9 protein-coding genes are annotated in these 12,477 nt (G+C 63.7%); 8 read left to right on the plus strand and 1 reads right to left on the minus strand.

From position 1 onward, the window contains the following. Positions 1-294, minus strand: a 294-nt coding sequence (locus tag B4E36_RS05925) for a LysR family transcriptional regulator (RefSeq protein WP_345900109.1), incomplete at its 3' end; no start/stop codon positions are given. A 93-nt stretch (positions 295-387) separates the two neighbouring features. On the opposite strand from B4E36_RS05925, the gene B4E36_RS05930 reads away from it, so the two are divergent. The 8 genes from B4E36_RS05930 to B4E36_RS05965 form a co-directional block, all read left to right on the plus strand. After that, positions 388-1,461: a maleylacetate reductase gene (locus B4E36_RS05930; RefSeq protein WP_292054038.1), complete on the plus strand. Its 1,074-nt coding sequence runs from the start codon at positions 388-390 to the stop codon at positions 1,459-1,461. Positions 1,462-1,509: 48 nt separating this feature from the next. Then, complete coding sequence (locus B4E36_RS05935) at positions 1,510-3,267, plus strand: FAD-dependent oxidoreductase (protein ID WP_292054041.1); 1,758 nt, start codon at positions 1,510-1,512, stop codon at positions 3,265-3,267. A 448-nt stretch (positions 3,268-3,715) separates the two neighbouring features. Then, complete coding sequence (locus tag B4E36_RS05940) at positions 3,716-4,675, plus strand: VOC family protein (protein ID WP_292054043.1); 960 nt, start codon at positions 3,716-3,718, stop codon at positions 4,673-4,675. Continuing rightward, a complete protein-coding gene (locus B4E36_RS05945) occupies positions 4,675-5,325 on the plus strand; it encodes an alpha/beta hydrolase (RefSeq protein ID WP_292054047.1) in 651 nt (216 codons plus the stop codon). The genes B4E36_RS05940 and B4E36_RS05945 overlap by 1 nt, the downstream gene beginning before the upstream one ends. Before the next feature lie 92 nt (positions 5,326-5,417). Continuing rightward, positions 5,418-6,689, plus strand: a complete 1,272-nt coding sequence (locus B4E36_RS05950; protein ID WP_292054049.1) for an ABC transporter substrate-binding protein — start codon at positions 5,418-5,420, stop codon at positions 6,687-6,689. 138 nt (positions 6,690-6,827) lie between these two features. Further along, positions 6,828-8,444 (plus strand): GMC family oxidoreductase, encoded by a 1,617-nt coding sequence (locus B4E36_RS05955; RefSeq protein ID WP_414673735.1) that lies wholly within the window; start codon positions 6,828-6,830, stop codon positions 8,442-8,444. A 181-nt stretch (positions 8,445-8,625) separates the two neighbouring features. Next, positions 8,626-9,663, plus strand: coding sequence for a helix-turn-helix domain-containing protein (locus B4E36_RS05960; RefSeq protein ID WP_345900110.1), 1,038 nt, complete (start codon positions 8,626-8,628; stop codon positions 9,661-9,663). 264 nt (positions 9,664-9,927) lie between these two features. After that, positions 9,928-12,477, plus strand: a 2,550-nt coding sequence (locus tag B4E36_RS05965) for a S8 family peptidase (RefSeq protein WP_345900111.1), incomplete at its 3' end; no start/stop codon positions are given.

The following is a 12,477-nucleotide window of genomic DNA, read 5'->3' on the forward strand; positions in this document are numbered from 1 at the left end:
GCCGACCCTCAGCCGGCCGGCCAGTCCCTGGCGGAAGCGCCGCACAAGAAGACTGGCTTCGCGGTTGGCTGTGCGGATCCGGTTGCCGAGCCGGGCGAGGCTTGCGCCGAGCTCCGTCGGGCGCAGCGGCCGGCGGCCCGGTTCGAACAGCGGCATGCCGACCCTTTTTTCCAGCAATGTCATGCTGCGCGAGACGGAAGGCTGCGACTTCCCGAGCGCTTCCGCCCCTTCGGTCAAACCGCCCTTCTCGACGATCAGCGCCAGAATTTCGAGATGCTCGCTGTCTATTTTCATAACCCAAAGGAATATTTTATTTCAATCATCAGATCAATATCTCCCTTTGAATGGGGTAACGTGATTTTCAGTCCAGCATGAGGGGGGAGTCGATTGTCATTTTTTCGCGAGGAATTCACCGCACGTAGTGCTGCAGTCCGGGTCCGTTTCGGCGCCGGGGTGCGCAAGAACATCGCAGAGGAACTGGAAACGCTCGGCGCCGAGCGCGCGTTGATTCTGACCACGCCGCAACAGGCTGAGCTGGCCGAAGAGTTTGCCGGCTACTGCGGAGCGCGCGCCGCCGGCACCTACACCAATGCGACGATGCATACGCCTGTCGATGTCTCGGAAGAGGCCGTCCGCCGCGCCGAAGAACTGGGCGCGGACGTGCTGGTCGCGGTTGGCGGCGGCTCGACGACCGGGCTGGCCAAGGCCATCGCGCTCAGGACCGGCCTGCCGCAGATCGCCGTGCCCACCACCTATGCCGGATCTGAGGCGACGCCGATTCTCGGCCAGACCGAAAATGGGGTAAAAACCACCCAGACCAATCCCAAGGTGCAGCCCGGCACGATCCTCTACGATGCGGAGCTGGTCGCGACCCTGCCGGTCGGAATGACGGTGACCTCGGCGCTCAACGCGATGGCGCATGCCGCCGAGGGGCTTTATGCCCGCGACCGGTCTCCCATTTCCTCGCTGATGGCGGTCGAGGGGCTGCGCGCATTCCGCGACAGCCTGCCGCGCGTTCTGGCCTCGCCCGAGGATGTCGCGACGCGCGGCGAGACGCTTTACGGCGCCTGGCTTTGCGGCACGGTGCTGGGCCAGGTCGGCATGGCGTTGCATCACAAGCTCTGCCACACGCTGGGCGGAAGCTTCAACCTGCCGCATGCAGAGACCCACGCGATCATCCTGCCGCATGCCCTGGCCTATAATGCCGGCGCGGTCCCGGAGCTGCTGGCGCCGGTGGCCGAGCTTTTCGACGACGACAATCCGGGCAGGGGGCTTTACCGTTTCGCCAAGGAGATCGGCGCGCCGTTGGCGCTCAGCGATCTTGGTGTAAGCGAGGCCGATCTCGACAAGGCGGCCGATCTTGCCGTCGCCAACCCCTACTGGAACCCGCGCCCGATCGAACGGGATGCGATCCGGACGCTGCTGCAGGCGGCGTGGAGCGGAGACATGCCGGCCTTTTGATTTTCGGGCGACAGCGCCCGCACTATACTGTTCCTGGGAGGAGAACTTATGCCAGACATCACAACCGATGTATTGATCATTGGCACCGGACCTGCCGGTTCGGCCACCGCCGCGTTGCTTTCGACCTACGGCATCGAAAACATGGCGGTGAACCGTTACCGCTGGCTTGCCAATACACCGCGCGCGCACATCACCAACCAGCGCGCCATGGAGGTGCTGCGCGACCTCGGCCGCGAGGTCGAGGACGAAGCCTATCTGTTCGCCACCCATCAGCAGTTGATGGGTGAGAACATCTTCTGCGAAAGCCTTGCCGGCGAGGAAATCGGCCGTATGAAGGCCTGGGGCAACCATCCGCTTTCCAAGGCCGAGCATCTGATGTCGTCGCCGACGAAGATGAACGACCTGCCGCAGACCTTCATGGAGCCGCTGCTGTTCAAGACCGCATGCTCGCGCGGGACCCAGGCGCGGATGTCGACCGAATATCTGCGTCACCAGCAGGACGCCGATGGCGTGACCACCACCTGTCTGGACCGGCTGACGCAGAAGGAATTCACGATCCGCTCGAAATATCTGATCGGCGCGGATGGCGGCAAATCGCTGGTCGCGGAGAATGAAAATCTGCCCTTCGAGGGCAAGATGGGCGTCGGCGGATCGATGAACATCCTGTTCAAGGCGGACCTCACGAAATACGTCGCTCACCGCCCGTCCGTGCTTTACTGGGTGATGCAGCCCGGCGCGGATGTCGGCGGCATCGGCATGGGGCTGGTGCGCATGGTGCGGCCCTGGAACGAATGGCTGATCGTCTGGGGCTACGATATCAACGAGCCCGAGCCTGTCGTGACTCCGGAATTCGCCACCGGCGTCGCCCGGCAGTTGATCGGTGATCCGGACCTCGAGATCGAGCTTCTGTCGGCGAACACCTGGACGGTGAACAATTTCTACGCCACCAAAACATCCAATGGCCGGGTGTTCTGCATGGGCGACGCCATCCACCGCCATCCGCCGTCGAACGGTCTCGGCTCCAACACCTCGATCCAGGATGCCTTCAACCTCGCCTGGAAACTGGCCATGGTCCTGAAGGGGCAGGCGGGTGAGCACCTGCTCGACAGCTACGATACCGAGCGCGCGCCCGTCGCCAAGCAGATCGTCACCCGGGCAAACCAGTCGATCGCCGAAACCGGCCCGATCTTCGCAGCCCTCGGCATGGCTGAAGGGGTGAACCCGGAGCAGATGCAGAAGAACCTCGAGGCGCGCACCAGCGGCACGCCGGAGGCCGAGGCGCAGCGCGAGGCGATCCGCAAGGCGATTGCCTTCAAGAAATACGAGTTCGACGCCCACGGGGTCGAGATGAACCAGCGCTACAGTTCGGACGCGGTGGTGACGGATGGTCAGATCGAGCCGGCCTTCCAGCTCGATGCCGACCTTCACTATCAGCCCACCACATGGCCCGGCGCGCGGCTGCCGCATGCATGGCTTTACCGCCACGACAACGGGGCCGAGGTCTCGACGCTGGATCTGTGCGGCCACGGCCGGTTCACCATTCTGACCGGGCTGGGCGGCGAGGCCTGGGTCGAGGCGGCGGCGCGCGTTGGCGATGCGCTCGGCATCGAGATCGTGACCCATGTGATCGGGCCGCGCCGGGAATATGTCGACCACAGCGGCGAATGGGCAAGGCTGGCGGAAATCTGCGACAGCGGCTGCCTGCTCGTGCGTCCGGACCATCATGTCTGCTGGCGCGTGTCCTCGCCCGTCGACGATCCGGAGGCCGAACTGCACCGGGCGCTGAAACGTATCCTGGCGCGGTAGGCAAGGGAAAATCAGAGGCGGAAAGCGAACGGTTTTGATGTGAAGCAGCCCCAGCCGGGATCTGCAAAACTTCATAACAAAAGGTGATGCAAGTTTTCGAACATCGCATAACCGGCGCTTTCGCCTTGGGTTAGTCTGATTTCAGGAGGATCGGTTTGGAGGAAACGCCGATGATGCGAGCGAATTGAACACGCTTCGCCCGACGTTGAAGACGCCGGGAGATGATGGTTCAATTCTTTTGCTGTTTTGGCTTTGGCGCTGTCGCACACGGATGAGGCGTTGCGACGCCGCCATTTTCAGATCGATGACGACTTTGCGGGAGCGTCCATGTTTGTGCGTGGCTGCTGCCGGAACGGCTTTGTACGCTTGCGTTTACGAAAACGGCGCTGCGGGGAGTGTTCTTCGTGCGGCGCCGTACAGACAGACTGCATTTTGGGAGGATTGTATCTTGGCACAAATCAGCGGCTATCATCATCTGACGCTTTCGACGGATGGCGCGCAGGAGGATTTCGACTTTTATACCAAGACCCTGGGGCTTCACTCGGTCAAGCGCACGGTGCTGTTTGACGGCGTGATCCCGGTCTATCACCTCTATTACGGCTCGCCCAATGGCGATGCCTCGACCATCATCACCACCTTCCCGTTCCGCAAGCCCGGCGTCTATGGCCGCCGCGGCACGAACCAGTCGCGCACCATCATGCAGGCGATCCCGAAGGGCGCCGCGAACTTCTGGGTCGACCGGTTGAACGAGCGCGGCATCAAGGCCGAGAAGATCACCCGTTTCGGTGCCGACCGCGTCGTTTTCGCCCATCCCTGCGGCATTCCGCATGAGCTTGTGGAAAGCGACAGCGACAACCGCGCGCCGATCGTCAACGAGGCGCAGGGCGTGAGCGTCGAGCACGGCATCAAGGGCATTTACGGCGCGCTGGTCGCCTGCTTCGATCGCAGCGCGATGGATGATTTCATGACCATCGCCCTGCCTTTGACCAAGGAGGCCGATACGCATGAGGGCACGGTCTATCGGGTCCCGGACGCCAATGGCATCATCCAGCGCGTCGAGGTGATTACCGACCGGGAAAGCCCGCAGGGCACCTGGACGCTGTCGGGCGGCACGATCCATCATCTGGCGCTGAACACCGGCGATGAGGAAAACCAGATGAACTTGCGCGCCCATATCGAGGGTCTCGGCTTCACCGACATCTCCGAGCAGAAGGACCGCAACTACTTCAAGTCCTGCTATGTCCGCTCGCCGGGCGGCGCGCTGTTCGAACTGGCCTGGACCACGCCGGAGGGCTGGGCCCGTGACGAGCCTCCCGGTCAGATCGGCAAGACGCTTGTGTTCCCGCCATGGTTCAAGGATCGGGAGGAAGAGCTGCGCGCCGGGCTGGAAGACGCCGAGTTCGCCTGATGGCATCAAGCGCGCTTCATCTTGCGGCGGAAAAACAGGCCAGAGCGATCTGTGTGTTTGTGCATGGCCGCGGGCAATCGCCCGAGGAGATGCAGTCCCATGTTCTGACCCGCCTTGATGCGCCGGATGTCGCCTTCGTTCTGCCGCGGGCCGAAAGCGGCTCGTGGTATGACGCCCGGGCCATTGATCCCCTGACCGCCGGGACGCGCACCGCGCTCCAGGCGGCGCTGGATCAACTTGCCGGTGATGTCGCCGAGGCGCGCGCCGCCTTCGGCGCACTGCCATTGCTGCTCGCCGGATTTTCGCAAGGGGCCTGTCTCGCGCTCGAATATGCCTTTGCGGGGCTTGCCGCCCCGGATGCGCTTGCAGCCTTCACCGGCTGCCGCGTGGGTGTTGCGACGGATGACCGGCCCTATCGGCTGGCGCCTGAGCTGCCAGTCTACCTGACGGGCTCGGATGCCGATCCGTGGATCCCCGTCACCGCCTTCGCCGAGGCCGCATGCGAACTTGGCGCGGGCAAGGGCCGGTTGCGCACGGACATTTTTCCCGGTCGCGGCCATGAGGTCTCGGACGCGGAAGTGGCCATGCTGCAAAATCTGTTGCAGGATCTGGCTGCCGGCGGGTCCATTGGCATGGCGGCGGCCCGCTAGCTGCATATTTTCCCGAGCCGCCGCTGCGGAGGCGTTCGCGATGCGGATGGCAGCGGTCGGGCAGAGGGTTCGTTACACAAGGGAGAGGAAAAATGATCAACAGACGTAAGTTTCTGCGCTCCACGGCAGCCACCGGGCTGATGCTTGCAGCACCCGGGCTCGCCGCGCCCGCAATCGCCCAGGGCAGCAAGATCAAGCTCGGCTATGTCTCGCCGCAGACCGGGCCGCTGGCCGGCTTTGCCGAAAGCGACAATTACAATATCGAGGCCTTTCTCGCTTCGTCGGTGGGCAAGAATTTCGAGGTGATTGTCAAGGACAGCCAGTCCAATCCCAACCGCGCCGCCGACGTTGCAAAGGAGTTGATCCTGAGCGACGAGGTCAATCTGATGCTGGTCGCCTCGACGCCCGAAACCACCAATCCGGTTTCAGGCGTGTGCGAATCCGAGGGGATTCCGGTGCTTTCGACCGTTGCGCCCTGGCAGCCCTGGTTTATCGGGCAGCAGGCCAATCCGCGCGATCCGGCAAGCTGGCAGCCGTTTGAATTCGCGTTCCATTATTTCTGGGGCATGGAAGATATCATCGCGGTCTACACCGCCATGTGGGATCAGCTTCAGACCAACAAGTCCGTCGGCGGCCTGTTCCCCAACGATGCCGACGGCAATGCCTGGGGTGACCCCGAGACCGGCCTGAAGCCGGGCCTTGCCGAACGCGGCTATGCGCTGACCAATCCCGGCAGCTTCCAGAACCTGTCAGATGATTTCTCGGCCCAGATCAACGCGTTCAAGGCGGCGAATACCGATATCATCACCGGCGTTCTCATTCCGCCGGATTTCACCACTTTCTGGAATCAGCTGCGCCAGCAGGGCATGCAGCCGAAGGCCGTCACGGTCGCCAAGGCGCTGCTGTTCCCGCAATCGGTCGAAGCGCTCGGCGAGGCGGGCAACAACCTCTCCTCGGAGGTGTGGTGGACGCCGAACCATCCGTTCTCGTCCTCCGTGACCGGGCAGAGCTCGGCCGAGCTTGCCGCGGACTTCACGACCAAGACCGGCCGTCCCTGGACCCAGCCGATCGGCTTCGTGCACTCGCTGTTCGAGGTCGCCGCCGATGTGATGGGCAGGGCCGAAGACCCGACCGACGGAGAGCTCGTCGCCGAGGCGATCGCCGCCACAGACATGGAATGCGTCGTCGGCCCGATCGCCTGGAATGGCAAGGGCGTGCCGCCATTCGCCGCGAAGAACGTCTGCAAGACCCCGCTCACCGGCGGCCAGTGGCGGATCAAGGATGATGGCGGCTATGATCTGGTGATCGTCGAAAACGGCGCGGCCCCAGAAATTCCGACCGGCGGCACGATGGAGGCGCTTTAGGGCGTCTCTTGGTCGGCGGGAATCTTCTGTCGTCCATCAAGATGTTAAAGCATAGTGCTGGAGCGGGTTTGCGTTCGATGAAACGCGGAGCCGCTCCAGAGGCATCGACCCTGCGGGCATGCCTGGAGTGATATGAGCATGGTTGAAACGGATATCGTCGACGAGGGCGAATTCGATTATATCGTCGTCGGGGCGGGGTCTGCCGGCTGCGTGCTGGCCAACCGGCTGAGCGCCAACCCGGCCAACCGGGTTCTGCTGCTGGAGGCGGGCGGGCACGACAACCACCATTGGGTCCACATCCCGGTCGGCTATCTCTATGCCATGGGCAATCCCCGGCTCGACTGGTGTTATCGCACGGAGCCCGAGGCGGGACTGAACGGCCGCGCGCTCGCCTATCCGCGCGGCAAGGTGCTGGGCGGCTGTTCCTCCATCAACGGCATGATCTATATGCGGGGCCAAGCGGCGGATTACGACCAGTGGCGGCAGGCCGGCTGCACCGGCTGGGGCTGGGACGATGTGCTGCCGCTGTTTCGCAAATCCGAAAATCATTATGGTCCGGAAAGCGCCGTCCACGGCAAGGGCGGCGAGCTGGACGTCTGCGAACAGCGCCTGCACTGGCCCGTGCTCGACGCGCTGGCCGCGGCGGCCGAGGAGATCGGCATTCCCGCGACCGACGACTTCAACGATGGCGACAATGAGGGCGTCGGCTATTTTCCGGTGAACCAGCGCGGCGGGTTGCGCTGGAATGCCCGCAAGGCGTTCCTGAACCCTGCTCGGTCACGCCGCAATCTGCGAATCGAGACGAAGGCCCAGGTCGAGCGCGTTGCCCTGTCGCAGGGGCGGGCGGAGGTGGTGATCTACCGTCAGAACGGCCGGCTCAAACGGGCCGCCTGCCGCGGCGAGATCGTGCTTTCCGCCGGCGCCGTGAACACGCCGCAGCTGCTGGAGCTTTCCGGCATTGGCGATGGCGGCCTGCTGCAATCCCTTGGTCTTCCGGTCGCGCTCGATATTCCAGCCGTCGGCGCGAACCTGCAGGATCACCTCCAGATCCGCACCGTGTTTCGCATCACCGGCGCGCTCACATTGAACGATCGTCTCGCAACGCTTGCGGGCAAGGCCGGCATTGCGGTCGAATATGCCTTTCGCCGCACCGGGCCGATGTCGATGGCGCCGAGCCAGCTCGGCATCTTCACCCGGTCTTCGCCCGAGTATGATCGGGCCAATCTCGAATACCATATCCAGCCGCTTTCGCTGGAAGCCTTTGGCCAGCCGCTCGACAAGGAGCCGGGAGTTACGGTTTCCGTCTGCAATCTGCGGCCGGAAAGTCGCGGCACGATCCATATCACCGCGCCCGCGCCAGATCGCCCGCCCGAAATCCGGCCCTGCTATCTTACCGCGCGCGCCGACCAGATCGTCGCCGTCGACAGCCTCCGCCACGCCCGACGCCTGATGGCCGCCGCCGGTCTGGTGGGGCTCAACCCACGCGAGATCAAACCCGGGCCGGATGTGCAGTCGGATGAAGAGCTGCTGGCGGCGGCGGGCAGGCTCGGCACCACCATCTTCCACCCCGTCGGCACGGCCCGCATGGGCAACGACCCCGCAAGCGTAGTCGATCCGGCGCTGAAACTGCGCGGCCTCGCCAATCTGCGCATCGCCGACGCCTCGATCATGCCCTCGATCCCCTCCGGCAACACCCATGCGCCGGTCACGATGATCGCGGAGAAGGCCGCCGAGATGATGCTGGCGTCGCGATAGCGGAAGCGCTCGCACTCCTTCCAAAAGCCGGCGGAAACCGGCGTGATTTGAGGAGAGCGAGAGAATGCTTTACACTATTTTAGCTGACGGTCGTCAAAGGCCTCGCGCCCGGGCGGGTCTTTATTGAGTTGATTGGAAAGGAGCAAGCGGCGGTGATACCGCCGCCTGGGGGAGACGCAAATTGCCGGAAGAGACCACAGTCATGCCAATGGGGGAGGACGTCGTTCCGCACGACGTCTTTGCGAGCACCGACTACCAGGAATGGCGCGACGCCATGAGCCAGCTCTACCTGCCCACTTTGGATTCTGCCGCGGATGAACCGTTTCGCGCGGAAGTGAACGGTTTCCTGCTCGGTTCAGGGACGCTGGGGCGTTGCGCAAGCGTGCAGCAGGCCTTTTCGCGCAGCCGCACCCAGATCGGTCGCGATGGCGTCGACAATTACATGATCCAGATATTCCTCAAGGGGCGCTGCCATGCGCGCACCGCATGCGGCGATGTCATTCTCGACGCCGGCGACATCTGTATCTTCGACAATGCCGAGCCGCTCGACACCGTCAACGAGGATTTCGACCTCATGGCGCTTGCCGTGCCGCGTGACCGGCTCGCGCCGCTGCTGCACGAGCCCGATGGGCTGCATTACCGGCGTGTGCGCCGCGACACGCCGCTCGCCCGCCTGTTCCGCACCCATGTTCTGGATGTCTATCGCATGGCCCCTGCAATCCGCGCGGAGGACGGACCCCAGGTGTTTTCGGCGCTGGTCCATTTTCTTGCCGCCGTCATCAATAACGGCCGCGAGCTTTCCGACGAACAGACGTCCTTGCTGCAACAAAGCGTGCTGCAGGAGGTGCGCCGGCATATCGACGCCAATCTCGAAAGCGAAAGCCTGACGGTGGAGGATATCGCCGCCCGCCTCGGCATCTCGCGGACGAAGCTTTATCGCCATTTCGAGCCCCATGGCGGCGTCGCGGCTTTCGTGCGCGAACGGCGGCTCGCCGCAGCCTATCACAAGCTCACAGATCCGTATGCACTGCCGTTCAACAACAACGCGATCGCCGCCTCGGTCGGGTTCCAGTCCGAAAGCGCCTTTATCCGGGCCTTCCGCCGCCGCTATGACATGACGCCGGGCGAGGCCAGGCGGCAACGCCACGTAGCCTCGATGTCCGCCGCTTCCGGCGCTCCGACAAGATATACCTGGCCTGCATGGTTTGCAGGCGTCTGACGCGGGGCAGGCTTCCGCTGGAAGAAATCCATTTCGGTACGTCCTGCACATCATTGGGGACGTGCGGGCGATACAAGCGTTCTGCCTTCCTTTAGTCAAAAACGATCAATCCGGGCAGCGCGCGTCGCCGCTTCCCGAAAAAGAGATCGTGTCCGGGACTGGCGACAGGGGTGGTCAGGTCCCGGGAAACTGCGCTCTTTCGCGCAAGGATAATCGAATGCCGCACCTCCAAGGTGGGGTTTCGAAAGAAACAGGGGGTCAAAAATGTTTTCTGGTACTGCTTCACACGGTCGTGGCCGCAAGGTTCTGCGCTGCCGCACGCTTGCTCTGCTGATGGCCTCGGCGCTGATCGCGCCCGCCTTCAGCCCGGCCCAGGCCGCGGAAGCCAGCCTCCCGGCAGGCGCGCAATCCTGGTTCTCGGCATCGGCCATCGAGGATGCGCTCGGTCAGGCCGCCGGCTACGGCACCACGTCCTTCCTCGCCAGCATTGTGGAAAACACCCGGCTGACGCCGGATCGCGCCGATCAGATCAAGGCAACGGCCATCAGCCTGCGGCCGGATCTGGCGCAGAACATCGCGCGCGCGGTCGACAGCGGACGCCATCTTGCCGACGTCTATCCCTCGCAGTCGCTGATGTCTGCGCCGGGGGAGCGGGCTTTGCCTTATCCCGGCGGCAATCCCGATATTCCCAAAAGCGCGCTCAGCGAGTTCCAGCGCAACTATTCGCTCGATGCCATTCATGCCCAGACGGCGCGCGAGCTCGGCTTTACCGGCAAGGATGTCCTCGTAGGCGTGATCGATACGGGCCTCGATGTGCGGCCCGACGGCACGGTGCACCCGGAATTTGAAGGCCGCGTCGATGATCGGTCGAAGACCTATCTTTACTGGGTCGACAGGGATCTCGAGGGCGAGACCATCACGCTTGAGGAATTCAAAGCCGGGTTTGAGCAGGGCTGGACGGATTCCTACGACGTCAACGGGCATGGCACCCATGTCGCGGGCATTATCGGGGCCGGTCACAACGGGTTCGGCATGGAAGGCGTCGCGCCGGATGCGCGGATTTTGGCCGTCAAGGCCATCCCCCATGGCGACGGTCCCGTGAGAGTCGATCTCGGCGGCGGCGTTTACAAGGAGTTCGACTTCGACGACCTTGAAGGCTGCGGTCCGAACGTGCTCTACGACGAATGCGATCCCCTGTCCGGGAACATGCAGGAGCCTGCAATCGATGCCAGCCGCTACCTGGCCCAGTTTGAAGACATTGCCGTCATCAATATGAGCTACGGTCCAGGGGCCGATCCTGGCGAGCTGAACTGGGACATCGAGGATCCGGACGAAGTGATGGCCGAAGCCAAGGCGCTGAGGGCCAATATGGATGCCGGCCAGATCCTGGTCGTGGCAGCGGGCAACGAGATGCTCAGAGCCCCTGTCTACGCGGAAAATCCGTCGGGCGGCGGCCTTTACCCCTTCATTCAGCCGAAGAACGAGGGCGCGACCAATTCGGCAGGCGAATTGATCTATGACGATCACGGCGCCGGGCTTGATCTGAGCTTCACAACCGCCGAAGCGCTGGCCGCGGCCGAGAAGGCCGACGGGATTGAGCGCGGCCGCATCGTCGTCGTCGTGGCGCTCGATGCCTATAACCATATTGCCGACTATTCCAGTCACTGTGGCGTCGCCATGGAATGGTGTATCGCCGCACCCGGCGGCGGGCAGGCCAATCACGTCGACAGCGGCATCTATTCCACGGTTCCCGAGGATATGGGCGGATATGACAACTACAGCGGAACATCAATGGCCGCGCCGAACGTCTCGGGCGCCGTGGCCGTGCTGACGGAGGCCTATCCGACCTTCTCGCCGGCGAAGATCGTGGACATCCTGTTCATGACCGCCGAGGATTTGGGCGTGGAAGGCATCGACGCGGTCTATGGCCACGGCCTGCTCCGGCTTGACCGCGCGCTTTCCGTCGGACCGGTCGGCATGAGCGGGGACGGGGTCTACACCGTTGGCGCGGGCAATGCCGATACGACCTGGCTCGTATCCTTCGAAAGTGACGGCAGCTTGGAAAAGCAGGGCAGCGGCACGCTCGAGATCGCCAGCGCCGCGGCCTTCAAGAAGGGCAGTTCGGTCACCGGCGGCCTGCTTGCGGTCAACGGAGCGCTGGCAACGCCGGTTCTGACGGTCGGCGGCAAGGGCACGCTCGGCGGCGTCGGTGTCGTGCGCGGCGATATCAATGTCTCCGGCGAATTGTCGCCGGGCAATTCGCCCGGAACGCTGACCGTCTATGGCGATGTCACGCTCAATTCTTCTGCTGTCGCGACGATCGAGGTCGACGGAACCGGAACGGGCAACGGCGCCGGCAATTATGACCGCCTGATCCTTGCCGGCAGCGGCAACGTGTTCACCGCGGGCGGCACGCTTGCCCCGCAGCTGCGCGGCATTTCGGGTTCCGCCACCAACAGCTTCACGCCCCAGCCGGGCGAGCTCTTCACCTTCGTTTCGGCCCCGGACGGCAGCGTGGCAGGCAGTTTCGACAGCCTCGCCCAGCCGGCTTCGGGCCTCGCGGCAAACACGCGTTTCGACGTGCTCTATTTCGACAATGCGCTGTCACTGGCCGCCACCCCGGAACGCTATGGCGATCTTGCCGCCCTCGGCATTATCGGCACGGTGAATGAGACCGCGCTGGGCACCGCGATCGACGCGGCGCGGCCATCGGCCGGCGTGCGCCCGGACGCCGCCTATAACGATGCCTACAACACGCTCTATGCGGCCGATCTCGATGCGCTGGCGGCCGGTCTTCCGTCGATGACCGGACAA

This window comes from Martelella sp. UBA3392 (assembly GCF_002358775.1).
GTDB lineage: Bacteria > Pseudomonadota > Alphaproteobacteria > Rhizobiales > Rhizobiaceae > Martelella > Martelella mediterranea.